General features: G+C 71.3%; 24 protein-coding genes. 10 read left to right on the top strand and 14 right to left on the bottom strand.

Annotated elements, in window-relative coordinates; translation table 11 throughout:
• Positions 1–111: 111 nt before the first annotated feature.
• Positions 112–1,620: a DEAD/DEAH box helicase gene (locus tag DEJ00_RS08340; RefSeq protein ID WP_111057006.1), complete on the top strand. Its 1,509-nt coding sequence runs from the start codon at positions 112–114 to the stop codon at positions 1,618–1,620.
• A gap of 156 nt (positions 1,621–1,776) precedes the next feature.
• Here DEJ00_RS08340 and DEJ00_RS08335 read toward each other — a convergent pair whose 3' ends face one another.
• Positions 1,777–2,649 (bottom strand): PHP domain-containing protein, encoded by an 873-nt coding sequence (locus DEJ00_RS08335; protein WP_027464577.1) that lies wholly within the window; start codon positions 2,647–2,649, stop codon positions 1,777–1,779.
• 70 nt (positions 2,650–2,719) lie between these two features.
• On the opposite strand from DEJ00_RS08335, the gene DEJ00_RS08330 reads away from it, so the two are divergent.
• Complete coding sequence (locus DEJ00_RS08330) at positions 2,720–4,204, top strand: aminopeptidase P family protein (RefSeq protein WP_071246520.1); 1,485 nt, start codon at positions 2,720–2,722, stop codon at positions 4,202–4,204.
• Between the two features lie 15 nt (positions 4,205–4,219).
• On the top strand, positions 4,220–4,690 hold the full coding sequence (locus DEJ00_RS08325; protein WP_173036011.1) for a GNAT family N-acetyltransferase: 471 nt from the start codon (positions 4,220–4,222) through the stop codon (positions 4,688–4,690).
• Between the two features lie 496 nt (positions 4,691–5,186).
• On the opposite strand, the gene DEJ00_RS08315 is transcribed toward DEJ00_RS08325, so the two are convergent.
• On the bottom strand, positions 5,187–6,074 hold the full coding sequence (locus tag DEJ00_RS08315) for a general stress protein (RefSeq protein WP_111057004.1): 888 nt from the start codon (positions 6,072–6,074) through the stop codon (positions 5,187–5,189).
• A gap of 118 nt (positions 6,075–6,192) precedes the next feature.
• On the opposite strand from DEJ00_RS08315, the gene DEJ00_RS08310 reads away from it, so the two are divergent.
• The 5 genes from DEJ00_RS08310 to DEJ00_RS18895 all read left to right on the top strand — a co-directional run bounded on the left by DEJ00_RS08310 (position 6,193) and on the right by DEJ00_RS18895 (position 11,536).
• Positions 6,193–7,512 (top strand): magnesium transporter MgtE N-terminal domain-containing protein, encoded by a 1,320-nt coding sequence (locus tag DEJ00_RS08310; protein ID WP_027464574.1) that lies wholly within the window; start codon positions 6,193–6,195, stop codon positions 7,510–7,512.
• Between the two features lie 52 nt (positions 7,513–7,564).
• Positions 7,565–8,062, top strand: a complete 498-nt coding sequence (locus DEJ00_RS08305; protein WP_042539423.1) for a DUF1003 domain-containing protein — start codon at positions 7,565–7,567, stop codon at positions 8,060–8,062.
• Positions 8,055–9,215: a P-loop NTPase gene (locus tag DEJ00_RS08300; RefSeq protein WP_111057003.1), complete on the top strand. Its 1,161-nt coding sequence runs from the start codon at positions 8,055–8,057 to the stop codon at positions 9,213–9,215. The genes DEJ00_RS08305 and DEJ00_RS08300 overlap by 8 nt, the downstream gene beginning before the upstream one ends.
• Positions 9,216–9,225: 10 nt before the next feature.
• Positions 9,226–10,074 carry a bifunctional 2-polyprenyl-6-hydroxyphenol methylase/3-demethylubiquinol 3-O-methyltransferase UbiG gene (locus DEJ00_RS08295; protein WP_111057002.1) on the top strand — a complete coding sequence of 283 codons (849 nt, stop codon included), beginning with the start codon at positions 9,226–9,228 and terminating at the stop codon, positions 10,072–10,074.
• Positions 10,075–10,237: 163 nt separating this feature from the next.
• On the top strand, positions 10,238–11,536 hold the full coding sequence (locus tag DEJ00_RS18895) for a carbohydrate-binding protein (protein ID WP_111057001.1): 1,299 nt from the start codon (positions 10,238–10,240) through the stop codon (positions 11,534–11,536).
• Between the two features lie 99 nt (positions 11,537–11,635).
• Here DEJ00_RS18895 and DEJ00_RS08285 read toward each other — a convergent pair whose 3' ends face one another.
• Positions 11,636–12,004: a twin-arginine translocase TatA/TatE family subunit gene (locus DEJ00_RS08285; protein WP_027464570.1), complete on the bottom strand. Its 369-nt coding sequence runs from the start codon at positions 12,002–12,004 to the stop codon at positions 11,636–11,638.
• A 64-nt stretch (positions 12,005–12,068) separates the two neighbouring features.
• On the opposite strand from DEJ00_RS08285, the gene DEJ00_RS08280 reads away from it, so the two are divergent.
• On the top strand, positions 12,069–12,701 hold the full coding sequence (locus DEJ00_RS08280) for an O-methyltransferase (protein ID WP_027464569.1): 633 nt from the start codon (positions 12,069–12,071) through the stop codon (positions 12,699–12,701).
• 27 nt (positions 12,702–12,728) lie between these two features.
• Here the strand turns inward: DEJ00_RS08280 and DEJ00_RS08275 are convergent, their stop codons facing one another.
• From DEJ00_RS08275 to dapE, 4 genes are all read right to left on the bottom strand, one after another.
• A complete protein-coding gene (locus DEJ00_RS08275; protein WP_027464568.1) occupies positions 12,729–13,448 on the bottom strand; it encodes an AAA family ATPase in 720 nt (239 codons plus the stop codon).
• 123 nt (positions 13,449–13,571) lie between these two features.
• Positions 13,572–13,742: a DUF3117 domain-containing protein gene (locus DEJ00_RS08270; protein ID WP_017887054.1), complete on the bottom strand. Its 171-nt coding sequence runs from the start codon at positions 13,740–13,742 to the stop codon at positions 13,572–13,574.
• A 147-nt stretch (positions 13,743–13,889) separates the two neighbouring features.
• Positions 13,890–15,044: a hypothetical protein gene (locus DEJ00_RS08265; RefSeq protein WP_258373592.1), complete on the bottom strand. Its 1,155-nt coding sequence runs from the start codon at positions 15,042–15,044 to the stop codon at positions 13,890–13,892.
• 74 nt (positions 15,045–15,118) lie between these two features.
• Entirely contained in the window at positions 15,119–16,201 is a 1,083-nt protein-coding gene (gene dapE, locus DEJ00_RS08260; RefSeq protein ID WP_027464567.1) for a succinyl-diaminopimelate desuccinylase, read from the bottom strand.
• 119 nt (positions 16,202–16,320) lie between these two features.
• On the opposite strand from dapE, the gene dapD reads away from it, so the two are divergent.
• On the top strand, positions 16,321–17,286 hold the full coding sequence (dapD, locus tag DEJ00_RS08255) for a 2,3,4,5-tetrahydropyridine-2,6-dicarboxylate N-succinyltransferase (protein WP_111057000.1): 966 nt from the start codon (positions 16,321–16,323) through the stop codon (positions 17,284–17,286).
• A gap of 471 nt (positions 17,287–17,757) precedes the next feature.
• Here the strand turns inward: dapD and DEJ00_RS08250 are convergent, their stop codons facing one another.
• From DEJ00_RS08250 to typA, 7 genes are all read right to left on the bottom strand, one after another.
• A complete protein-coding gene (locus tag DEJ00_RS08250) occupies positions 17,758–19,056 on the bottom strand; it encodes a citrate synthase (protein WP_081827170.1) in 1,299 nt (432 codons plus the stop codon).
• Positions 19,057–19,220: 164 nt separating this feature from the next.
• Positions 19,221–20,339 (bottom strand): succinyldiaminopimelate transaminase, encoded by a 1,119-nt coding sequence (gene dapC, locus DEJ00_RS08245; RefSeq protein ID WP_027464564.1) that lies wholly within the window; start codon positions 20,337–20,339, stop codon positions 19,221–19,223.
• 13 nt (positions 20,340–20,352) lie between these two features.
• Complete coding sequence (fdxA, locus tag DEJ00_RS08240) at positions 20,353–20,670, bottom strand: ferredoxin (RefSeq protein ID WP_017887060.1); 318 nt, start codon at positions 20,668–20,670, stop codon at positions 20,353–20,355.
• Between the two features lie 35 nt (positions 20,671–20,705).
• Positions 20,706–21,890, bottom strand: a complete 1,185-nt coding sequence (locus DEJ00_RS08235) for a PIG-L family deacetylase (RefSeq protein WP_111056999.1) — start codon at positions 21,888–21,890, stop codon at positions 20,706–20,708.
• Between the two features lie 19 nt (positions 21,891–21,909).
• Entirely contained in the window at positions 21,910–22,458 is a 549-nt protein-coding gene (locus DEJ00_RS08230) for a hypothetical protein (protein WP_111056998.1), read from the bottom strand.
• A gap of 116 nt (positions 22,459–22,574) precedes the next feature.
• Positions 22,575–23,768, bottom strand: a complete 1,194-nt coding sequence (locus DEJ00_RS08225; protein ID WP_027464563.1) for an amidohydrolase — start codon at positions 23,766–23,768, stop codon at positions 22,575–22,577.
• A 97-nt stretch (positions 23,769–23,865) separates the two neighbouring features.
• Positions 23,866–25,788 (bottom strand): translational GTPase TypA, encoded by a 1,923-nt coding sequence (gene typA, locus DEJ00_RS08220; protein WP_027464562.1) that lies wholly within the window; start codon positions 25,786–25,788, stop codon positions 23,866–23,868.
• Positions 25,789–25,859: the final 71 nt, after the last annotated feature.

Raw genomic sequence — 25,859 nt, 5'->3', positions numbered from 1 at the left:
CGTGGCACCCGCCGGTCGCCCGCCGGGACGCCCCGACGCACCCCGGAGCGCCCCGGACCACGCGCCCGTCGGTAGACTGGCCGGGACTTCCACCAGAACTAAGGTGATTCTTTGACTTTCTCAGACCTCAACATCGACCAGGACATCGTCGATGCACTGGCCGGCAAGGGCATCATCGAGCCCTTCCCGATCCAGGAACAGACCATCCCGCTCGGCCTGACCGGCCAGGACATCATCGGCCAGGCCAAGACGGGTACCGGCAAGACGCTCGGCTTCGGCCTGCCGCTGATCCAGCGACTCGGTGCCGACCCGGCGCACGGCGTGAAGGCGCTCGTCGTCGTCCCGACCCGTGAACTCGCGGTCCAGGTCACCGAGGACCTCGAGCTCGCGGCCTCGAACCGCCCGACCACGGTCGTCTCGATCTACGGCGGCAAGGCCTACGAGGGCCAGGTGGAGCAGCTCAAGGCCGGTGCCCAGATCGTCGTCGGCACGCCCGGGCGACTCATCGACCTGCAGCGGCAGCGTCTGCTCGACCTCTCCCACGTGCAAGAGGTGGTGCTCGACGAGGCCGACCGGATGCTCGACCTCGGGTTCCTGTCGGACATCGAGCGCATCTTCCAGGCCGTCCCCGAGGTGCGGCACACGATGCTGTTCTCGGCGACGATGCCCGCGCCGATCGTCGCCCTCGCCCGCCGGTTCATGAGCCGTCCGGTGCACATCCGGGCGACCGACCCGGACGAGGGCCTCATGCAGGCCAACATCAAGCACCTCATCTACCGCGCGCACTCCCTGGACAAGGACGAGGTCATCGCCCGCATCCTCCAGGCCGAGGGTCGCGGCAAGACCGTGATCTTCACCCGCACCAAGCGTGCCGCGGCGAAGCTCGTCGAGGAGCTGAAGGACCGCGGGTTCAACGCCGCAGCGGTGCACGGCGACCTCAACCAGGAGCAGCGCGAGCGCGCGATGGCGGCGTTCAAGGCCGGCAAGCGTGACGTGCTCATCGCCACCGACGTCGCTGCCCGCGGCATCGACGTGGACGACGTCACGCACGTGATCAACCACACGATCCCGGACGACCCGGACACGTACCTGCACCGTGCCGGCCGCACGGGCCGCGCCGGCAAGACCGGCATCGCGGTCACGTTCGTCGACTGGGACGACCTGCACAAGTGGACGCTGATCGACAAGGCCCTCGAGTTCGGCATCCCCGAGCCCGTCGAGACCTACTCGTCGTCGCCCCACCTGTTCGAGGAACTCGACATCCCCAAGGGCACCAAGGGCCGCCTGCCCGGCTCGTCGTCGCACGCCGCCTCGGCCGGCGCTCCCGTCGAGAAGCGCAGCAGCGACCGCCCGGCCTCGGGTTCGCGTGACGCGTCGCGTTCGCGGTCGCGCAGCCGCACCCGGTCAGGAGGCTCGGAGCAGTCCGCCCCGCAGGCTCCGGCCACCGAGTCGGTCGTCCCCACCGCCGCGGCGGGCACCGAGGACGGCTCGGCCGTCGAAGGTGGTTCCGCCACCGACGGCGCCGCGAAGCGTCGCCGTCGTCGCCGCCGTCGCGGAGCCGGCACCGGCGATGCCTCGGCGACCGCCTCGGCACCGCAGGGTACGTCGGACGGCGAGTAGCGCCTCCAGACCGAAGGGCCCGTCGCTGACGCGACGGGCCCTTCGTCGTGTCCACCCGCGGACCGGCGTCACGCGCGCAGCGACAGTTCACGCGAACCCCGACGCGTGGACTGTCGGCCAGGCCGAAGACGCAGTGGCCAGCCGTTCGGTCGGCCGTCAGGCCAGACGCGAACCGGGGCCGACGACCGGGGCGCTGCCGGTGGCCTCGGACACGATCGCGTCGAACGAGACGCGTGCGGTGCGGTGCTCCCCCAACCGGTTCGGCTTGCCGGTGCCGTGGTAGTCGCTCGAACCGGTGACGAACAGGCCGTAGCGCGTCGCCCAGTCGAGCAGGGTGCGCTTGCCGTGTGCCAGGTTCTCGCGGTGGTCGACCTCGAGCCCGCCGAGCCCGGCGTCGACCAGGTCGCGGAGCATCGGCTCGTCGATGACGATCCCGCGCGAGGACGCCGCGGGGTGCGCGATGACGGGCACGCCGCCCGCCTGCCGGATGAGTTCGACGCCGCGCAGGGGCGACGGTGCCTCGTGGGGTTCGTAGTAGCCGGACGCCGGGTGCAGGATGCCGCGGAACGCCGCGGACCGGTCGGACTCGAGCCCGCGGGCGACCAGGGCGTCGGCGATGTGCGGACGGCCGATCGTGGCACCGGGGCTGGACTGGGCCAGGACGTCCGCCCAGGTGATCGGGTGGTCCTCGGCGATGCGGTCGACCATGCGGTGCGCGCGGGAGAGCCGGCCGTCGCGGATCCGTGTCGTCTCCTCGACCAGTCCGGGGTGCTCGGGGTCCACCAGGTAGCCGAGCACGTGCACGCTGCGGTAGCCGATCCGGGTGCTCAGCTCGAGGCCCGGCAGCAGGGTCAGGGGCAGCTCGTGCGCCGCGGCCGTGGCGTCCGCCCACCCCGCGGTCGTGTCGTGGTCGGTCAGCGCGACGGCGTCGAGTCCGGCGGCCGCGGCCGCTCGGACGAGCTCCGCGGGACGCTCGGTGCCGTCGGAGACACTGGAGTGCGCGTGCAGGTCGATGAACGGGTCTGGCACGTGGCCAATGCTATCCACAGGTGAGCGGCCGCACAGGCCGGGTGTCCCCGGGCGGTGCGATGATGGACGCATGGCCGACACGACTCCCCGCGCGACGAGCAACCGATCCACGACCCCCGGGTCCTCGACCTTCAAGGACTTCATCGGGTCGCAGTGGGCCGAGCGCTCGGAAGCGCAGCCCGAGCCCCGCGAGCAGGCCGCGTTCGCCGCCGAGCGTCGCGCGCGCATCTCCGAGCTGCACCCGGGCCGCACGATCGTGGTGCCGGCCGGGCAGGCCAAGGTCCGCTCGAACGACTGCGACTACCCGTTCCGCCCGCACTCCACCTTCGCCCACCTGACCGGTTGGGGCACGGACACCGTCGTCGGCTCCGTGCTCGTGATGACGCCGAACGGCTCCGGGCACGACGCCACGCTGTACTTCCGTGCCACCGCAGGCCGCGACTCGGAGGAGTTCTACGCCAACCCCGAGATCGGGGAGTTCTGGGTCGGTCCGCGCCCCTCGCTCGACGCCGTCGCCGCCGACCTCGGGCTGGCCACCGCCGACCTCGGGGCGTTCACGGCCGTCGCCGATGGACTCGACGCGTCGGCGCTGCTCGTGCGTGAAGCCGACGACGACCTGACCCGTTCCCTCGACGCCCGCATCGGCGCGGCGATCGGTGGCGCGGACGAGACCGAGGGGTCGCCGGCCACCGACGACCTGCTCTCCCGTGACCTGTCCGAGCTGCGACTCGTCAAGGACGCGTACGAGGTCCGTGAGCTCCGCAAGGCCGTCGACGCCACGAAGCACGGGTTCGACGACGTCATCGGCGACTTCGACGCCGTGCTCGCGCACCCGCGCGGTGAGCGCATCGTCGAGGGCACGTTCAACCGCCGGGCGCGCGCGGACGGCAACACCGTGGGCTACGACACCATCGCCGCCTCCGGCCACCACGCCTGCATCCTGCACTGGACCCGCAACGACGGCGCCGTGCAGCCGGGCGACCTCATCCTCATCGACGCCGGGGTCGAGGTCGACTCGTTCTACACCGCCGACATCACCCGCACGCTCCCGGTGAGCGGCACGTTCTCGCCCGTGCAGCGCATGGTCTACGAAGCCGTGCTCGAAGCCGCCGACGCCGCGTTCGCGATCGTCAAGCCGGGCATCACGTTCCGCCAGGTGCACGCCACCGCGATGGAGGTCATCGCGCGGAAGACCGCCGAGTGGGGCTTCCTGCCGGTCTCGGCCGCCGAGTCGCTCGAGCCGGACAACCAGTTCCACCGCCGCTACATGGTGCACGGCACGAGCCACCACCTCGGGCTCGACGTGCACGACTGCGCGAAGGCCCGCCGCGAGATGTACCTCGACGGCACCGTCCAGGCCGGCATGGTCTTCACGATCGAGCCCGGGCTGTACTTCCAGCAGGACGACCTGACCGTGCCGGAGGAGTTCCGTGGCATCGGTGTCCGCATCGAGGACGACATCCTGGTGACCGAGGACGGCGCCGAGAACCTGTCCGTCGGCATCCCCCGGACCCCCTCGGAAGTGGAGGGGTGGATCGCCCGCTCGGGCCGCTAGCCTGATCGGGTGACCATGCCCGAGGCCTCCCCGAACACCTTCGCGATCGAGGTCGAGCACTTCGACTCCCCCGACGCCCAGCGACTCCGAGCCGCCCAGCGACTGGAGATCGACCGGGCGCACGGCGGCGACACCGAGCCGGGTGAGAAGCCGACCGCCGAGTCGATCGCGGTGTTCTTCGTCGCGCGGGACGAGTCCGGTACTCCCCTGGGCTGCGGGGGCCTGCGCATCGTCGACGACGGCATCGCGGAGATCAAGCGGATGTACGTTCGACCGGAGTCCCGCGGGTCCGGCGTCGCGGCGGCGTTGCTGCGACGGCTGGAAGAGGCCGCGCTCGACCTCGGGTCCCCGGCGCTCGTCCTCGAGACGGGCACCGAGCAGCAGCGTGCCGTCGGCTTCTACCAGCGCGAGGGGTTCCGGCGGATCGCGAACTTCGGGCCGTACGTCGGGGCGCCCCTGTCGGTCTGCTACTCGAAGGTCCTCTAACCGGACCGAGCACGCCCGGCGAGACCGGGCGGTGCCGTGCGGTGCCGTGCCGCGCCATGCCGTGCCGTGCGCTGCCGTCCGGTGCGGAGCCGTGCGCTGCCGAGCGATGCTGCATGGTGCCGTGCCGTGCGATGCACTACCGGGCGATGCGGTGCCATGCGATGCCAAGCGATGCCGCGTGGACCCGGCCGTGCCGTGCCGCCGCGCCCGGGCCCGCACGGCTCCCGGTCACGACGTGCCGTCTGCCCGAGGCCGAGCGGTCACGAACCGTCGTCTGGGCCGGCGCCGAACGACGATCTCTGACCGCTCGACGCCGTGCGCGCGGGGTGTTGCGACCACCCGGACCGCCCACACCGCCAGGACCGCCAGGACCGCCAGGACCGCCCCGGACTCCGCCGCTGCGGTCGCCCGAAGCGCCGCGCGCGGTGCTCGGCGGCGACACTTCGTGCCACCTAGCCGGACGTGAGCCGCGTGTCGAACAACCCGACGCTCGCGACTAGCGCCGGTCGCTGTCCCCGTCGCCGTCACGCTGGGCGTCCGGCGAGGACGAGGGCTCCGGCGGCGTGGCACCGACGACCCGCTCGCCGTAGCGCGGCGGCTCCTCGGGTCGACGCTCCGGCACCGGCGGGGCCGCGGGGGCGGCGGCCGTTTCGGGGGTCTCCCCGTACCGGGGTCCGTCGTTCGTGCCGTAGCGCGGCGGGCCCGAGGGCGCACCCGCCTGCGTGCCGGGGGCCGACGTGCCGGGGTGTTGCGGGCCTCCCGGCTGCTGGTGCGGCGTGGCGTGCCCGCCGTACGGCGACTGCTGCTGCGGCGGGACCCCACCGGGGCCCGGACGCCACTGCTGCTGCTGCTGCTGCTGCTGCTGCTGGGGAGCGTCGTTCCAGTGCGTGGACGGGGTCGCCCCGTGCTCGCCGAGGATCCGCTGCGCCTGCCCGGTCAGCTGCGGGTTGACGACGATCTGGTAGTTGGTGGCAAGCACCTGGTGCACGCTCGTGAAGTCACGCTGCCGCTTCGTGATCGCGAACGAGACGATGCCGTAGAGCATGCCGAACGCGGCACCGATGATCGCGGCCGCCAGGATCAGGCCGCCGGCGCTCGGTGAGAACAGCGTGAGCACGATGCCGAAGAAGATGCCGAGCCACAGACCGGACAGCGCGCCCGCGATGGCGGCACGGCCGTAGGTCATCTTGCCGGTGACCCGTTCGACCGTCTTCAGGTCGTTGCCGACGATCGAGAGCTGGTTGACGGGGAAGTCGGCCTCGGCCAGCTTCGCCACCACGCGCTGCGCGTCGGGGTAGCTGTCGTACGTTCCCAGGACGTCGCCCTTGGGCAGCGTCGGGAACGCCTGGGCGGTCCTGCCGGCGAAGGGGCTCTGATTGCTCACACAGGCATCATTCACCGCACACCTTGCAATCGCACGTGCACTCTCAGGGAAGCAGCCGATCGGAAGCAGCCGACCGGCGCGCGCGAACGCCCGCACCCGAGCGACTACGCTGGGTCGGGTGAGCGCCACGAAGGTCTTCGTCGCCCGCCTCGCCGGGTGCTCCGTCTTCGACCCCGCGGGCGACCGCGTCGGCAGGGTCCGGGACGTCTTGGTCGTCTACCGCCGGGCCGATCCCCCGCACGTCGTCGGGCTCATCGTCGAGGTGCCCGGCAAACGCCGCATCTTCGTGAGCATCGGCCGCATCACCTCCATCGGTGCCGGGCAGGTCATCACGACCGGCCTGGTGAACATGCGCCGCTTCGAGCAGCGCGGCGGCGAGGTCCGCGTCATCGCGGAGATGCTCGGCCGCAAGGTGCTCATCAAGAACCAGCGGATCCGCGCCACCATCGAGGACGTCGCGATCGAGGACCGCGGGCAGGGCGACTGGGAGGTCGCGCAGCTCTTCCTCCGCAAGCCGAAGACCACGCCGTCGCCGTTCGGCAAGGGTCCGACGACGTTCGCGACGTGGAACGAGGTCACCGAGGACGAGCTCCCCGGCGAGGCTCAGTCCGCCGAGCACGTCATCGCCGCCTACTCCGACCTGCTGCCCGCCGACCTCGCGTCGACGCTGCTCGACCTGCCCGCCGAGCGCCGGTTCGAGGTCGCCGAGGAACTTCCGGACGACCGCCTCGCCGACGTGCTCGAGGAGATGCCCGACCAGGAGCGCATCGAGATCCTCACCCGGCTGGTCGACGCCCGCGCCGCCGACGTCCTCGACCAGATGCAGCCGGACGACGCGGCCGACGTCCTCGCCCAGTTCTCCGACGAGCGGAGCGAAGCCCTCCTGCAGCTCATGGAGCCGGAGGAGGCGCAGGACGTCCGCATGCTCCTGGAGTACGAGCCGGACACCGCCGGTGGTCTGATGACCACCGAACCGGTGATCGTCTCGGCAGACGCCACCGTGGCCGAGGGCCTCGCGCTGGTCCGCCGCCACGAGCTCGCGCCGGTGCTCGGCGCCGCCGTCTGCGTCACCCTGCCGCCGTACGAGCCGCCGACCGGTCGGTTCCTCGGGCTCGTGCACTTCCAGCGGATGCTCCGCTACCCGCCGAACGAGCGGCTCGGCACGCTCATCGACCAGCAGACCGAACCGGTCCGGGTCGACGCGAGCGCCGCCGAGGTCACCCGCATCATGGCGACCTACAACCTGCTGTCCGTCCCCGTGGTCGACGACGCCCACCGTCTCGTCGGGGTGGTGACGATCGACGATGTCCTCGACCACGTCCTGCCGGACGACTGGCGAAGTCAGGGCGAGGGGGAACCCTCACCGCTTCCACGCCAACGCCCGCGCAGGACACCCGTGACGACGGGAAGGAGGACCACCCGTGGCCCGAACGGATGACAACCGTCGCGACCGTGACCGGCAAGAGGTCCGGCTCGACTCACCGAAGGGCATGCGCACGCGTGTGCTCCCCAGCCGCCGCCGTGGTCGCGGGGACACCTTCGGTCGCGCGACCGAGGGCATCGCCCGCGGCATGGGCACGCCCTGGTTCCTCATCGGGCTCACGCTGTTCTGCGTGGTCTGGATGGGCTACAACACCCTCGCGCCGAAGCCGTGGCAGTTCGACTCGGCGGCCATCGGCTTCACGGCTCTGACGCTCGTGCTCTCGCTGCAGGCCTCGTACGCCGCCCCGCTGATCCTGCTCGCGCAGAACCGGCAGGACGACCGCGACCGCGTGCAGTTCGAGCAGGACCGCCAGCGCGCCGAACGCAACCTGGCCGACACCGAGTACCTGGCCCGCGAGGTCGTGGCCCTGCGCCTGGCGATGCGGGACATGGCGTCGAAGGACTTCATCCGCGCCGAGCTCCGTTCCCTGCTCGAGGAGCTCGACCGCCGCGACGCGGACGAGGCCGGCTACGCGGACGAACACGACAGCTCCACCCGTGGCTGACGCCGTCCCCACCGACGAACAGCTCGGCACGGCGGTCCTCGCCGCGCTCGGCCGCGTCATCGACCCCGAGATCCGCCGCCCCGTCACGGAGCTCGACATGATCCGCGGCGTGGACGTGCAGCCAGGAGGCGCGGTGCGCGTCGACCTGCAGCTCACGATCGTGGGGTGCCCCGCCGCCGACACCATCGAGCGCGACGTCCGCGTCGCCGCCGGGTCCGTCCCGGGGGTCGCCGCAGTCGACGTCGACGTGTCCGTGATGGACCCGGCCACGCGCTCCGCGCTGACCGAGCGGCTGCGAGCCGGCCGCCCCAAGGGCGTCCAGTTCACCGCGGACTCGCTCACGCGCGTCATCGCCGTCACGAGCGGCAAGGGCGGCGTCGGCAAGTCCACCGTCACCGTGAACCTCGCCGTCGCGCTCGCCCGCCGGGGTCTGCGGGTCGGGGTCGTCGACGTCGACGTGCACGGCTTCAGCGTCCCCGGCCTGATGGGTCTGACCGACGAGCACGGGGTCGCACCCCGCCCGACCCGGGTGGACAGCATGATCCTGCCGCCGGTGGCGCACGACGTGAAGGTCGTGTCGATCGGCATGTTCGTCGACGACGTCTCGACCGCGGTGTCGTGGCGCGGACCGATGCTGCACCGCACCGTGAACCAGTTCCTGACCGACGTGTTCTTCGGCGACCTCGACGTCCTGCTGCTCGACCTGCCCCCGGGCACCGGCGACGTCGCGATCTCGGTGGGGCAGCTGCTGCCGCACGCCGAGGTCCTGGTCGTCACGACCCCGCAGGCCGCCGCAGCCGACGTCGCCGAGCGCAGCGGGATCGTCGCCCGGCAGACCGGGCAGCGGGTCATCGGCGTGGTCGAGAACATGGCCGGGCTCGTGCAGCCCGACGGCTCGGTGCTGCACCTGTTCGGCGAGGGTGGTGGCGCCGAGACCGCCGCACGGCTCTCCCGCGGGCAGGATGTCCCCGTTCCGGTGCTCGGCAGCGTGCCGCTGTCCGTGCCGCTGCGCGAGGGCGGTGACGCAGGTGTCCCGGTGGTGCTCGGCACCCCGGAGGACCCGTCCGCCGTGGCCCTGATGGCGATCGCCGACCGGATCACCACGATGGGACGCGGGCTCGCCGGCCGGAAGCTCGGGTTGTCGCTGTCCTAGGCTCGGGGTCATGAGCACCGATCACGTCGATGTCGACTGGGACCACGCACGCGCCACCAACCGCGCGAACTGGGACGACCGGGTGCCGATCCACGAGGGCGCGTACGCGATCGACGCCTTCGCAGACCCCGGCCACCGCTCCGACGTCGTCCGCGACGACCTGCCGGCCCTGACGCCCTGGTTGCCGAACGGCTCGCTCGCGGGCCTCGACGTCTGCCACCTGCAGTGCCACATCGGCACCGACACGGTGTCGCTCGCGCGCGAGGGTGCCCGGCTGACCGGCGTCGACTTCTCCCCCGCCGCCCTCGCCTCGGCCGCCGGGCTCGCGTCGCGCCTCGGCCTCGACGTCACCTGGGTCGAGACCGACGTCCTCGATGCCCGGGCCGCCGTCACCGGCGACTTCGACGTCGTGTACACGAGCATCGGCACGATCTGCTGGCTCCCCGACCTCGACCGCTGGGCTGCGCAGGTCGCCGGCCTGCTGCGCCCCGGCGGGGTGTTCTTCATCCGCGACGGCCACCCGGCGCTGTACGCCCTCGACGAGGACGCCGACGAGCTCGTCACCCGGTACCGGTACTTCCCGGACGGCACCGCGCAGCAGTGGGACGACGCCGGCACCTACGCCGGTGACGGCACGGTGGCGAACACCCGCACCTTCGAGTGGCCGCACCCGCTGTCCGAGATCGTGAACGCCCTGCTCGGTGCCGGGCTGCGACTCCGACGGCTCGACGAGGGCCGGACCCTGCCCTGGCGCTTCAGTTCCCGCATGGTCGAGACCGAAACCGGCTCGTGGGCCTGGCCGGATCACGACCGCGACCGGATGCCGACCACCTACACGATCGTCGCGACCCGCGACTGACCTGACTCCCCTGGTCCGTTCGGCGCATCCTGTGCGTTCGTTCATGGACAGGGCGTTCTACCCCGGCGCATTATGCAAGGGCATTACACAATGCCCTTGCGGAATGTGACGTGAGGGCTCCACCCGCCGGACGACGACGTCCGACCGAGGACAGGAGAACCGTGTGAACCAGAACACCCGCGTGCGATCGGGCCTCGTGGCCACCATCGCCGCCGTCATCGTCGCAGGGGGCTCGCTCACAGCGGCGCCAGCCCTCGCTGCGACGACCTGCGCGACCGCCTGGAGCGCCGGCACCGCCTACAACGGCGGAGCCACCGTCAGCGAGAACGGTTCGAACTACACCGCGAACTGGTGGACCCAGGGCGACGAACCGGCGACCCACTCCGGTGCGACCGGCAGCGGCCAGCCGTGGACGTCGTCCGGCACCTGCACCGGTGGCGGCACCGGCGGCGGGACCACCACCCCTGGCGGCGGTGGGACCACCACGCCCGGCAACGGCAGCACCGGCACCGCGAGCGGTCTGGTCTTCAGCCCGTACAAGGACATCACCGTGAACCTCGACTGGAACACGAACGTCATGAACACCGCGGTCACCGGCACGCGGATCCCGGTCGTCGGGTCGAGCAACAGCCTCGTGTCGACGCGGGAGCCCGGCCTCAAGGCCATCACGCTCGCCTTCGCCACCGGTACCTGCGGCAGCGAGAACTGGGGCGGGGTGGCCGCCGACGCGTTCGCCAGCGCCAACATCGCGAAGCTCGACGCGGCCGGGGTGAACTACATCGTCAGCACCGGTGGCGCCGCAGGCTCGTTCAAGTGCTCCGGCACCGCGCTGCAGTCCTTCATCGCCCGCTACGCCTCGCCGCACATGATCGGCGTCGACTTCGACATCGAGAGCGGGCAGTCCGCCGCGGACGTGCAGAACCTGGTGAGCGCAGCGGCGCTGGCGCAGGCGAAGTACCCCGGCCTGCGCTTCTCGTTCACGCTCGCCACGCTGGCGGCGTCCGACGGTTCGTTCGGCGGGCTGAACAGCACCGGAGACGCCACCGTCAAGGCGATCAAGGCCTCGGCGCTCACGAACTACACGATCAACCTCATGACGATGGACTTCGGACGCGCGACCTCGGCCAACTGCGTGATCGTCGGGTCGACGTGTCAGATGGGGCAGTCCACGATCCAGGCGGTCACGAACCTGCAGCACACCTACGGGATCGCCTCGTCGAAGATCGAGGTCACCCCGATGATCGGCGTCAACGACACTGCCGACGAGGTCTTCACCCTCGCGGACGCCGACACCGTCGCCGCGTACGCCAAGTCCCACGGGCTCGCGGGCGTGCACACCTGGTCGCTCGACCGCGACACCCCCTGCCCGACGGCGCAGAGCACCGCGTCACCCACCTGCAGCTCGGTGGCCGGCACCGCGGCCCTCGCCTGGACCGACCGCTTCCTGGCGGCCCTGAAGTAGGGAAGGACCGGGCGTCGCGACGCGACCCCGTGACGGACGGGAGGCCCGGTGCCAGCTGGCACCGGGCCTCCAGTCCGTCGTGTGGGGACGTGACGGGCGTCAGGTCGCCTCGGCGTCGAAGGGTGCCGGTTCACCGGCGGCCAGGGGCACGACGGGAGCCGTCGCGCGCACCTTCGAGGCCGTGACCTGCGCGGTCTGGACGGCTGCGGCACTCGTGCCGGAGTCGAGCAGGGCGTCGCGGATGATGCGGCGCGGGTCGTACTGACGCGGGTCGAGCTTCTGCCACTCGATGTCGTCGAACTCGGGGCCCATCTCGTCGCGCATCCGCTCCTTCGCGGTGTCGGCGAACCGACGGACGGCCTTGACGAACTCGGCCAGCTTCTGGGCGTACATCGGCAGGCGCTGCGGCCCGAGCAAGAGGACGCCGATGACCCCGATGATCAGGATCTTGTCGAGCGGGATGTCCACGCTAGCGAGCCTAACGCCTGCTGCTGCGTTGCACCTCTAGAGTTGTCTCCCGAACGGAGTGTGCGTGTCAGAGAAAGAGTCGAACTGGAAGTTCGCCGAGGACATCGTCTCGGAGACCGAGGCGATCGCCCGTGCTCGTGAGCACTCCCTGGAGCTCGGGGTCGAAGCGATCTCGCCCGCGATCGGTGCGCAGATCGCGGTCATCGCCGCAGCCTCGCGTGCGACGAGCATCATCGAGATCGGCACCGGCCTCGGGGTCTCCGGCCTGTACCTGCTCGCCGGCGCTCCGAACGCGACCCTGACCACGATCGACGTCGAGGTGGACCACCAGCAGTTCGCCCGCGACGCCTACATCAGCGCCGGCACCGCTCCCGCACGAATCCGGCTCATCCCCGGTCGGGCGAACCAGGTACTCCCCCGCATGAACGAGGCCTCGTACGACGTCGTGCTCGTCGATGCCGACCCCGAGCACGTGATCGAGTACGTCGAGCACGGGCTGCGGCTCGCCCGCCTGGGTGGCACCGTCCTGGTGCCGCACGCCCTCTGGCGCGGACGCGTGGCCGACCCGGTGAAGCGCGACCGCGCCACCACGGACTTCCGGCTGCTCCTGACCGAGGTGTCGACCTCGGGTGCAGTGCGCAGCGCGCTGTCACCCGCCGGCGACGGACTGCTGCAGCTGACGAAGGTCACCAACTAGCGCTCGACCCGCCGGCGTTCTCGCAGGTCAGTCCAGGTGCCGCAGGTACCGCTCGGGCGACTCGAGGAACGCACGCTCGTTCCGCACCAGGTCGAGGTCGCGCCATCCGGTGCGCCGCAGGCCCCACTCGCCGACCTCGTGGATCTCGGCCCCGGGGAACGCGGCGAGCACGGGTGAGTGGGTCGAGAGCACGACCTGGCCGACACCCGTCTCGACGATGGACTGCAGGAGCCCGATCAGCGCCAGGCACCCCGAGAACGACAGGGCGGACTCCGGCTCGTCGAGGATCCAGAGCCCGGGCCACTGCGACCGGTGGATGACGAAGTCGAGGAACGACTCACCGTGGCTCCGCTCGTGGAACAGCGGCTCGGCTCCCCCGGGGTGCTGTTCGAGGTAGGTGAACACCCCGTGCATGGTCTCCGCGCGCAGGAAGAAGCCGGACCGCACCGCGCCGGGCTCCCGGTGCAGGGCGATGTGTTCCCAGAGCTGCGATTCGCTCGGGCGGGTGCTGTGCCCGGACTTCGTCGAACCGCCCTCGGGCCCCATGCCGAAGGCGAGCGCCATCGCCTCCACCAGGGTGGACTTGCCGGCACCGTTCTCACCGACCAGCACCGTCACCGGAGCGAGGTCGAGCCCGTCGTCGAGCAGCTGCCGCACGGGCGCGAGCGTCGCGGGCCAGACGTCGCGCGGCATCGGGTCGGGCGCGTACTCCTCGACGCGGCGGATCGGCAGTCTCGTCCTCGGCACGGCCCCATCCTGCCGGAACCGACCGACAGCGCCGCGGATCCCCCAGCCGCGGGATCGGCAGCGCACAGACGGAAGGCCCGGGGCGTACACGCTCCGGGCCTTCCGTTCTGGTGCTTCGACGTACTAGGCCGAGACGACCTCAGCGAGTGCGTCGTGGAGTTCCTTGGCCTCGGCATCGTTGACCGAGACGACCAGGCGGCCTCCACCTTCGAGCGGAACCCGCACGATGATGAGTCGACCCTCCTTAACAGCCTCCATCGGCCCGTCACCGGTCCTCGGCTTCATGGCTGCCATCAGATGTCCCCTTTCGTGCAGTAAATGCAGCCCCATTATCCCGTATGGAGGGGGCAACTGCGAAACCGCCCAGGTTGGGGGTGTCGGATGTGCCGCCCGGATGCTCCGCAGAACGCGGAACCACGGGCCTCCGGAGCCCCGCATCGATCACGGCGGGGTCCAGTCGTAGCCGTCGATCCACCACGTGTAGTACAGCCAGACCCACTGCAGCCCGACGAACGCGACGACGACGGCCACGCGGTACACCCGCGACCGCGGCAGCGCGACGATCCCGAGCAACGGCGCGATCGGCACGAGGATGCGCCAGGTGCTCGACTGCGGGAAGAACACCGCGAGCAGGTACACGAGGTACGCCACGCCCCAGAGTCGGAGCTCGATGCCGATCCGGCGTGCGGCGGGCAGGCACACGAACGCCGCGAACCCGACGAGCACGACGACGAGCAGGACCGTGCCGGCCGGCTGCCCGAACCACCACCCGAACCCCTGCACCCACGGCGCGAACGGCACGAGCTCCTTCCACCCGATGTACGACGACCGCCAGGCGAGCTCGGTGTCGGTGTAGGCCTTCGGCACCCCGGTGACCGCCCACGCGATCGCCGGCCACGCCAGCCCGACCAGACCCGACACCGTGGCGACCACCGCGGGGGGCACGAGTCGGCGGAGGGTGAGCGGCTCCGACGAGCGCACCCACGCCGGCCGGATCGCCCACGCGGCCACGAAGAGCACCACCAGGAACGCGAAGGCGAGGCCCGTCGGCCGCGTCATGCCGAGCAGCAGCACGATGGGCAGCATCGCCCACCACCGGCGATCAACCATGAGCAGCAGCGCGACGAGCAACAGGAACAGACCCATCGACTCCGCGTAGGCCACCTGGAACATCGCGGACACCGGTGCGACGCAGAACAACACCGTGGCGAACGTCGCCCGTGCGGGGTCGAGGAACCGCCCCATGAGCCGGCGGAACACCAGCGCGGCCCCGAGTCCGGCGAGCAACGACACCGAGACCGCGACGAACTCGAACGACGCTCCGGTGAGCAGCATGAGCCCGCGCACCAGGAACGGGTACGCGGGCATGAACGCCCACGCGTTCTCGGTCACGTGCCCGGCGGCATCGACCGGCAGCGTCGACGGGTACCCGCCCGTGGCGATCACGCGGTACCAGGCGCCGTCCCAGATCGACGCGAACGACAGGTAGCCCGGGCTCTGCACGGTGAACGAGTTCGCCGCTTGCACACCCGCGAACGCGAGCATCATGGCACCGGTCACGAGCCGCGCCAGCACGTAGACGACCGTGATGCGCACCCACCACGGGACGACCCGGTATCGGGCCCGCCAACGGTTCCGAGCAGGGGTCCTCCGGGTGGCCCCCGCCGTCGTCAGGCCGTCAGCCACCGACGCAGCCCGGCCTCGACCGCGGTGATCTGCGCGACCGGGACCTGCTCGTCGTCGTGGTGGGCGAAGACCGGCTCGCCGGGGCCGTAGTTGACCGCGGGGACCCCGAGCGCCGAGAAGCGTGCGACGTCGGTCCAGCCGTACTTCGGACGGGGCTCCGGTCCGCCGACGGCCGCGACGAAGTCCTGCGCGAGCGGGGCGTCGAGACCGGGGCGGGCACCGGCGGCGAGGTCGACGATCGTGACCTCGTACCCGTCGAACAGCTCGCGGATGTGGGCGACGGCCTCGTCGGCCGAGCGCGAGGGGGCGAACCGGTAGTTCACGTGCACCATCGCCTCGTCCGGGATGATGTTGCCCGCGATGCCGCCGCTGATGCCGACCGCGTTCAGGCCCTCGCGGTACTCGAGCCCGTCGACCGTGACCGTGCGGGGCTCGTACGCGGCCAGGGTGGCCAGGATCGGGGCGGTCTTGTGGATGGCGTTGTCGCCGATCCAGCTCCGGGCGCTGTGCGAGCGCTTGCCGAACGTGCGGATCTCGGCGCGGAGGTTGCCGTTGCACCCGCCCTCGATCTGCGCCCCGGACGGCTCACCCAGGATCGCGAAGTCGGCGGCGAGGAGTTCGGGTCGCGTCCGGGCCAGGCGGCCGAGGCCGTTCAGGGCGTCGCTCACCTCTTCGTGGTCGTACCAGACCCACGTGACGTCGACCGAGGGGTCGACCAGGTCGTACGCGAGCTTGAGCTGCACCGCGCAGCCCGCCTTCATGTCGACGGTGCCGCGGCCCCAGAGGATCTCGGTGCCGTCCTCGGCGGTCCGGAACTCGGTCGGCAGGTTGTCGTTGAGCGGCACGGTGTCGATGTGGCCGGCGATGACGACCCGTCGGTCACGGCCCAGGTTCGTCCGCGCCACGATCGCGTCGCCGTCACGGATCACCTCGAGGTGCGGCAGCGGTGCGAGCACGGCCTCGATCGCGTCGGCGAGGGCCTGCTCGTTGCCGGAAACCGACTCGATGTCGCAGATGGCACGGGTGATGTCGATGGACGAGGCGGTGAGGTCGAGGTGCTCCGGCATGCGGGCAGCCTACCGGCCGCCCCTCGCACCGCCCCGGCAGTCCGGACGGTCGGCGACCCCACCGCCCCGGCAGTCCGGACGGACGGTGCCCGCCGACCGGCGCTCGGTACCCTGGAGCCGTGACCGACACGACTGCCACCGACCGCCCGACCCACGCCTGGGGCCACGGCCTCGCGACGATCGCCGCCGACGGCACGACGCTCGACACCTGGTACCCCGAGACGCACCTCGGCGCGCTGCCCGCCGACGCCGTGTTCCCCGCCGAGCTGCAGGCACACGTCGGTGACGACCCCCGCCGCGAGGTCCGGATCGAAGCCGTCACCACCGAGATCACGATCGACGCCGGCCCGACGAGCACCCCGGACGCGTACCTCCGCCTGCACCTGCTGAGCCACCTGCACGTCCGCCCGAACGAGGTCTCCCTCGACGGCGTCTTCGGCCACCTGCCGATCGTCGCGTGGACGAACGCCGGCCCGGTGCACCCCGAGTCCCTGACGCGCCTGCGCCCGTCCCTGCAGCGCGCCGGCATCGCCGTGCACGCGATCGACAAGTTCCCGCGCCTGGTCGACTACGTCGTGCCGGACCGCGTGCGGATCGGCGACGCGAACCGGGTCCGCCTCGGCGCGCACCTGGCACCGGGCACGACCGTCATGCACGAGGGCTTCGTGAACTTCAACGCCGGCACCCTGGGCGACGCCATGATCGAGGGCCGCGTCTCGCAGGGCGTCGTCGTCGGCAACGGCACCGACATCGGCGGCGGCGCCTCGATCATGGGCACGCTGTCCGGCGGAGGCACCCACCGTGTCTCGCTGGGCGAACGCGCGCTGCTCGGCGCGAACGCGGGCCTCGGCATCTCGCTCGGCGACGACTCCGTCATCGAGGCCGGTCTCTACGTCACGGCCGGCACCAAGGTCGTGCTGGTCGGCGCGGCGCCGAACCCCGACGGCTCCCCGAAGACCGTCAAGGCCGCCGAGCTCTCCGGCACCCCGAACATCCTGTTCCGCCGCAACAGCGTCAGCGGCGCCGTCGAGGCGCTGCAGCGCAAGGGCGAGGGCATCCAGCTGAACACCGCGCTGCACGCGTAGCGCTGCACGCGTAGCGCTGCACGCCCGGCGCGCCCACCGGGAGGCCCGCCCCGCGAGTGGTCACGACACACCGCCCGCGGGCGCCGAGGGCGCACGAACCGTCGGTGCGACACCCGCCGGACGACAGTTCACGACCACTCGGCAGAGCCGAGCGGCGCGCCCCGCCGCCCCGCGCCCGAAACGCCCGCCTGGAGGCCCGTGCCGGTCCATGAGACCGCCACCGGGCCTCCAGGCCGTCGCGTCCAGTGCCCCACCCCGCCCCGCGAGTGGTCACGACACACCGTCCGCGGGGCGCCGAGGGCGCACGAACCGTCGGTTCGGCACCCGCCGGGCGACAGTTCACGACCACTCGGCAGAGCCGAGCGGCGCGTCCCGCCGCCCCACCGCCCCGCGAGCGGGCGGAATGCCAACCCGCGCACACGCACGAGCGCCCCGCGCCACGGAACCGTGGGGCGGGGCGCTCAGAGTCGGTCAGCGCGAGGGGACGTCCCGCTCAGGCGCACCCACGTAGAGCTGCTGCGGGCGACCGATCTTGTTCAGTGGGTCGTTGTTCAGCTCGCGCCACTGGGCGATCCAGCCCGGCAGACGACCGATCGCGAACAGGACGGTGAACATCCGCGGCGGGAAGCCCATCGCCTTGTAGATGATGCCGGTGTAGAAGTCGACGTTCGGGTAGAGCTTGCGGCTGACGAAGTACTCGTCCTCGAGCGCGATCTGCTCGAGTTCCATCGCGATGTCGAGCAGGTCGTCCTGCACACCGAGGGACTCGAGGACCTCGTGCGCGGACTCCTTGACGAGCTTCGCGCGCGGGTCGTAGTTCTTGTAGACGCGGTGTCCGAAGCCCATGAGCTTGACGCCCTGCTCCTTGTTCTTCACCCGCTCGACGAAGCGCGTCACGGGCTCGCCCGAGTCCTTGATCTGCTGGAGCATCTCGAGCACGGCCTCGTTCGCGCCGCCGTGCAGCGGGCCGTACAGGGCGTTGATGCCGGCCGAGATCGAGGCGAACATGTTCGCCTTCGTCGAGCCGACCATGCGCACCGTCGAGGTCGAGGCGTTCTGCTCGTGGTCCTCGTGCAGGATGAGGAGCCGCTCGAGCGCCTTCGAGAGCACCGGGTTGGGCTTGTAGGTCTCGGCCATGGTGCCGAAGTTCAGCCGCAGGAAGTTGTCGACGAACGACAGCGAGTTGTCCGGGTACAGGAACGCCTGCCCGATGGCCTTCTTGTGGGCGTAGGCCGCGATCACCGGGAGCTTGGCGAGGAGCCGGACGGTCTGCAGCTCGACCTTCTCGGGGTCGTCGACGTCCATGTCGTCCTCGTAGTACGTGGACAGGGCGCTCACGGCGCTCGAGAGCACGGACATCGGGTGCGCCGAGTGCGGCAGGGCGTCGAACAGGCGGCGGAGGTCTTCGTGCAGCAGCGTGTGCCGACGGATGCGGGCGTCGAACTGCTCGAGCTCGGTGGGGGTCGGCAGCTCGCCGTAGATCAGGAGCCACGCGACCTCGAGGAAGGTGCAGTTGCCGGCGATCTGGTCGATCGGGTACCCGCGGTAGCGCAGGATGCCCTGGTCGCCGTCGATGTAGGTGATCGCGCTCTTCGTCGCACCGGTGTTCACGAACCCGTAGTCGAGCGTGTTCATCCCGGTCTGCTTCTTGAACGTCGAGATGTCGATCGCGGACGCGCCGTCGACGCTCTGCAGGATCGGGAACTCCGCCGTGCCGCCCGGGAACGTCAGCGTCGCGGTCGCGCCCTGCTGTTCGGCGGCGGGACTCACGGGGACGGGCGTGGTGGGCGGTGTGGCCGTCTTCTGAGCGTCATTGGCAGTGTCAGTCACGAGGACAGCCTAATCGCGGCACCTGTCGGTCGTGCACACATCCCAGGTGACGATTTGGTGGTTCTCACGGATTGCGGGGCCCGCCCGGAGTACTCGTGTCCGTGCTACGCGGTACCGAGGCGACGGCTGCTCGCCAGTCGCTGCGCCGCCGCGGCGATGCGTTCGTCGGTCGCCGTCAGGGCCACGCGGACGTGCTCGCCCCCTGCTGCACCGTAGAACGTTCCCGGTGCGACGAGGATCCCGCGGTCGGCGAGCCAGGCCACGGTGTCGAGTGCGGGTTCGCCGCGGGTGGCCCAGAGGTAGAGCCCGGCCTCGCTGTGGTCGATCCGGAACCCGGCGTCCTCGAGTGCTCGCCGGAGCATGTTCCGGCGCGCTCGGTAGCGGGCTTTCTGCTGCTGCACGTGGGTCTCGTCCTGCAGCGCGACGACCATGGCCTGCTGGACGGGCAGCGGCGGCATGAGCCCGGCGTGCTTCCGGACGGCCAGGACGTCGGCCAGGATCGCGGCGTCACCGGCGACGAAGGCCGCACGGTAGCCGGCGAGGTTCGACTGCTTCGACAACGAGTACACGCTCAGCACGCCGTCGAGCGAGTCGCCGACGACCCGCGGGTCGAGGATCGTGGGCGTCGGGGTGGTGGCGTGGTCCGGGTCCCACCCGAGCTCGGCGTAGCACTCGTCGCCGACGATGACGGCTCCGAGCTCGCGGGCGCGGACCACGGCGGCACGGAGCTCGTCGAGGGTCAGCACGCGGCCGTCGGGGTTGCCCGGGGAGTTCAGCCACACGAGCTTCGTGGTGGACGGCCACGCCGCGGGGTCGTCCGAGGCCAGGGCATCGGCGCGGACCAGTGCGGCTCCGAGCTCGTACGTCGGGTACGCGGCGGCCGGGAACACCACGGTGTCACCGGGGCCGATGCCGAGCCAGAGCGCGAGGCCCGCGATGAACTCCTTCGAGCCGATCGTCGGCAGCGCGTTCGCCTCGGTCAGGGCGACGCCGTGCCGACGGCCGTACCAGTCGGCGATGGCCTGCCGCAGCGCCGGGGTGCCGGCGACCTGCGGGTAGGCGTGCGCGTCGGTCGCGGTGGCCAGGGCGGTGCGGACGACCTCGGGCGTGGGGTCGACGGGCGATCCGACGCTGAGGTCGACGATGCCGCCCTCGTACGCCGCGGCGCGCTGCTTGAACGGGACGAGCTGGTCCCAGGGGAAGTCGGGGAGGTCGAGCGCCACGAGGGGGGTCCGGTCAGCCGCGGACGGGCTCGGCTGCGACGACGGGGTGGTCCTTGTGGATCACGCCGACCTTCGCGGCACCGCCGGGCGACCCGACCTCGTCGAAGAACTCGACGTTGGCCTTGTAGTAGTCGGCCCACTGGTCGGGCAGGTCGTCCTCGTAGTAGATGGCCTCGACGGGGCAGACCGGCTCACAGGCACCACAGTCGACGCACTCGTCGGGGTGGATGTAGAGCGAGCGGTCACCCTCGTAGATGCAGTCGACCGGGCATTCGTCGATGCAGGCGCGGTCCTTGACGTCGACACAGGGCTGGGCGATCACGTAGGTCACGGTTCGGGTGCTCCCTTCGACGAGCGGGTTCGAGTCTACTCGCGGCCCGGGGCCGTCCGGGACCGCAGCCCCGACAGGTCCGGCCACGCGAGGACCAGGGCGGCGATGACCGCGGGGGCGAACGTCCACACGTACCCGGCCGCGTTGGCGAGGACGAGCGGCGAGCTCTCCCCGCCGACCGACACGAGCACCTGCGTCGCGACGAGGATCCCGATGCCGATCGCGGCGACCATCGCACGCGAGCGGTAGACGAGCCGCACGCCCACGGTCAGGCCGAGCACGATGAGGGTGGTGACGACGAGTCCGACCGGGAACGCGCCGATCGTCTGCTGGTGCGTGACCGTGCCGAGGCCGCCGGCGAGCAGCCCGAGCAGCAGCGAGACGACGACCGCCGCGGCCTTGCCCTGGCCGGACATCTCGGCGTAGGTCTGGGGCGCCGCCGGCTGCGGGGCCGCGTCGTGCCGGAACGCCTCGACCGCCGGGGCGTACTGCCGGACGCCGTGCGGCATCACCCACGACAGGGCCGCTGGGTCGGCGGGGTCCACGGGGTCGACGGCGACCTGGGAGCGGTACTGCTCGACCGCCGCACGCACCTTGGCCCGGACCGGCAGGACGTCGACCGTGACGTCGGCCTGACCGCTGTCGGGGTCGACGATCATCGAGAACGGGACTTCCTCGGCTCGGGCCGCGTACTGCGCCGCGTGGTGCATCCGCACGTGGTCGGGGTGCCCGTAGCCGCCGTCGTCGGCGTAGCTGATCACGGCGTCGGCGCCGGTGGAGCGGATCGCGGCGCGGACGTCGTCCACGACCTCGCCCAGGTCTGCCGCGGTCAGTGAGTCGGCCGGGGCGTCGTCCGCGGCGGTGGCCCGCCCGTCCGGACCCCACTGCATGCCGGAGTCGACGTAGCGACGCTCCGGCAGGTCGGTCGGCCGGGCACCGCGCCCGCCGAGCCACAGGTGCTGCGGCCCGCCGAGGGCGGCGAGGGCCGCGGCGATCTCGGTCTCGCGGTGCCGTGCCACCCGCGCGGGGTCGCCCGCCAGCGGGGCCAACCGCTCCGTGAGCATCTCGCCGCGCTCGCCCCGGGTCGCGGTGAGCACGGTCACCTCGGCGCCGCGCTCGAGCAGGGTCGCGATGGTCCCGCCCGACGAGAGCGTCTCGTCGTCGGGGTGGGCGTGCACGATCAGGACGCGCTCGGGGCGCGTGGCAGGGGCCTTCGACATCGTCCCCAAGGGTACGGGACTAGCGGGGCGTGACGATGTAGGTCGCCGTGACGCCGCCGCTGTCCTTGGTCTCCGAGAAGGTCAGGACGACGCGGTAGGCGTCGCTCCGGAACATGCCGAACGCGCTCGACGAGTCCGCACGCTTCGCCGACTCGGTGTACCCGGCGTCGGTGAGCTGCTGCACGGCGGCCTGGAAGTCGTCGACCGAGGCCGCCCGGACCTGCGCGACCCACCCCGAGCCGTTCGGTCCGGCTCCCCCGCCGAGCACGGTGCCGTCGACGAGCGGGACGGCGGCGGACGGGAACCCGTCCGGCACCTTGCCGTCGGAGGTCACGTCCGCGCCCTTGAGCGCCGTGTCGAGCGCGCCGTCGATGCCCCCGGCGACCGAGGACATGCCGTCCTGGATCGCCTTGCCGTCGATGCCCGCGACCCCGTCGGCGACGTTCGACGCGACGGAGGACCCGAGGTCGGTCGCCTGCTGCACGGCCTGGGTCGAGCAGCCGGTGAGTCCGGCCAGGGCGATGCCGGCAGCGACGGCGGCGATCAGCGGGGTACGGAGGGAGCGCATGGCGCGACCGTAACGGACGAGCCGGGAGGCCCGGCGCGAGTTGGCTGTGAACGTGCCGTCCCCGGGTGGTCACGTGCGCGGCGGGGCCGCCCCGGGCCTCCTTCCCGAAGAACGTGTCAGGCGACGTAGGCGCGTGTCGCCGCGACCAGGGCGTCGACGCCGACCGGGATCGCGGTCTCGGCCTGCGGCGCGTAGAACGGCGAGTGGTTGCTCGGGATCTCCTCGCCGCGACGGAAGCGCTCCGGGTCGGTGATGCCCGTGAACCAGTACACGAGCGGCGCTCCGGCTGCGGTGGCGAGCTGACCGACGTCCTCCGACGCCATGGCGAGCCCGATCTCCAGGTCGCGGGCTCCCGGCACTTCGGCGCGGATGGCCTCGAGCACGGTGGCGGCGGCCTCGGCGTCGTTCACGGTGACCTCGGCGCCCGGTGCACGCACGATCGTCGGCTCGGACAGGCCACCGGCCGTGCTCTCGGCACGGACGATGCGCTCGATCGACGCGATGATGCGCTGGCGGGTCTCCTCGTTGCGGGCCCGGGTCGAGATCTCGATGACGGCCTCGTCGGGGATGATGTTCGCCCGCGTGCCGGCGTGGAAGCTGCCGACGGTGACGACCCCCGCGTCGCTCGGCGAGACCTCGCGGGCGACGACGGTCTGCAGCCGCACGACGGCCGAAGCCGCGGTGACGACCGGGTCGAGCGAGGCCTGCGGCGCCGAACCGTGCGCCCCACGACCGTTGAAGGTCACCGTCAGCCGGTCGCTCGACGCCATCACGGGGCCGGTGCCGACGGCGACGATGCCGACCGGTGCCGGCGCGGAGTGCTGCCCGAGCACGACGTCCGGCTTCGGGAACCGCTCGACCAGGCCGTCCTCGACCATCGCGCGGGCGCCGGAGATGACCTCTTCAGCGGGCTGGAAGACGGCGACGACCGTGCCGCGCCAGTCCCCCGTGGTCGCGACCAGGCGCTCGAGCGTGCCGAGCAGCCACGTGACGTGGATGTCGTGGCCGCAGGCGTGCATGGTCGGGACCTCGCGGCCCTCGTCGTCGGTGCCGACGTGCTCGCTGGCGTAGGACAGGCCGGTCCGCTCCTGCACGGGCAGGCCGTCCATGTCGGCACGGAGCCAGACCACGGGGCCCTCGCCGTTCGACACGACACCGACGACGCCGGTGCCGCCGACGCCCGTCGTCACCTCGATCCCACCGATCTCGGCGAGCTTCGCAGTGATGACACCGGCGGTGCGGTGCTCCTGGAAGCCGAGCTCCGGGTGGGCGTGCAGGTCCTGGTAGATCGAGAGCAGGTCGAGAGTCACGCTGACCACGGTACAACCGCGAACGGCCCGGCCACCTGTTGCAGGTGACCGGGCCGCCGGACGGAGGACGGGCCTCCGCGGGTGTTGCTGCTGGTGCTTACGCGTCCTGGCGCTTGAGTCGCGCGTAGGAGCGCTGGCGAGCCGACGCGTCCAGCTCGACCTTGCGGATGCGCACGGCGGCGGGGGTGACCTCGACGCACTCGTCCTCACGGGCGAACTCGAGGCACTCCTCCAACGAGAGCTGACGCGACGGCGTCATCGACTCGAACGTGTCGGCGTTCGCCGAACGCATGTTGGTGAGCTTCTTCTCCTTGGTGATGTTCACGTCCATGTCGTCGGCGCGCGAGTTCTCGCCGATGACCATGCCCTCGTAGACCTCTTCGGTCGGGTTGACGAAGAACGACATCCGCTCCTGGAGGTTCGTGATGGCGAACGGCGTCACCACACCGGAGCGGTCGGAGACGATCGAGCCGTTGATGCGGGTCTGGATCGCGCCGGCCCACTCGTCGTAGCCGTGGAAGATCGCGTTGGCGATGCCGGTGCCGCGGGTCTCGGTCAGGAACGACGTGCGGAAGCCGATCAGGCCGCGCGACGGGACGATGAACTCCATGCGCACCCAGCCGGTGCCGTGGTTCGTCATGTTCTCCATGCGGCCCTTGCGAGCGGCCATGAGCTGCGTGATCGCGCCGAGGTACTCCTCCGGCGTGTCGATCGTCATGTGCTCGTACGGCTCCTGCAGCTTGCCGTTCTCGTCACGCTTCGTGACCACCTGCGGCTTGCCGACGGTGAGCTCGAAGCCCTCGCGACGCATCTGCTCGACCAGGATGGCGAGTGCGAGCTCACCACGACCCTGGACCTCCCACGCGTCGGGGCGTCCGATGTCGAGGACCTTGAGCGAGACGTTGCCGACGAGCTCGCGGTCGAGGCGCTCCTTGACCATGCGGGCGGTCAGCTTGTGGCCCTTGACCTTGCCGACGAGCGGGCTGGTGTTCGTGCCGATCGTCATCGAGATCGCCGGGTCGTCGACCGTGATGGTCGGCAGCGGGCGGACGTCCTCGGGGTCGGTCAGGGTCTCACCGATGGTGATCGTGTCGAAGCCGGCGACGGCGACGATGTCACCGGGGCCAGCCGACTCGGCCGGGTAGCGGTCGAGCGCCTTCGTGATGAGGAGCTCGGTGATGCGGGCGTTGACGACGGTGCCGTCGTGCTTGACCCACGCGACCGTCTGGCCCTTCTTCATGGTGCCGTGGAAGATGCGCAGGAGCGCGAGGCGACCGAGGAACGGGGAGGCGTCGAGGTTCGTGACGTGCGCCTGCAGCGGGTGCTCGTCGTCGTACTTCGGGGCCGGGACGTGCTGGAGGATCGCTTCGAACAGCGGCTCGAGGTCGTCGTTGTCGGGCAGCTCGCCGTCGTTCGGCTTGTTGCGCGACGCGGCGCCGTTGCGACCCGAGGCGTAGACCACCGGGACGTCGAGGATCGCGTCGAGGTCGAGGTCGTCGACCTCGTCCGACAGGTCCGAGGCCAGGCCGAGGAGCAGGTCCTGCGACTCGGAGACGACCTCGTCGATGCGGGAGTCGGGGCGGTCCGTCTTGTTGACGAGCAGGATCACCGGGAGCTTCGCGGCGAGCGCCTTGCGCAGCACGAAGCGGGTCTGGGGCAGGGGACCTTCGGAGGCGTCGACGAGCAGCACGACACCGTCGACCATGGACAGGCCGCGCTCGACCTCACCACCGAAGTCGGCGTGGCCGGGCGTGTCGATCACGTTGATGGTGATGGGGCCGTCCGCGCCGAACTCGGTCGCGTGCTTGCCGTTGTAGAGCACCGACGTGTTCTTCGCGAGGATCGTGATGCCCTTCTCGCGCTCGAGGTCGTTCGAGTCCATCATGCGGTCTTCGCCCTCGAAGTGGGCGTCGAACGAGTTGGTCTGCGTGAGCATCGCGTCGACGAGGGTGGTCTTGCCGTGGTCGACGTGTGCCACGATGGCGACGTTGCGCAGGTCGGACCGGGTGGCGAGCGCCATACAGGACATCCTTCAATTTCTGGGAGAGTGTCGGGCCAGTGTTTTCACAGCACCGCACCCGTGGGCAGAAC

Source organism: Curtobacterium sp. MCLR17_039 (assembly GCF_003234745.1).
GTDB lineage: Bacteria > Actinomycetota > Actinomycetes > Actinomycetales > Microbacteriaceae > Curtobacterium > Curtobacterium flaccumfaciens.
Note: the sequence above shows the minus strand (reverse complement) of the source record. Positions and strands in the feature narration are given on the sequence as shown.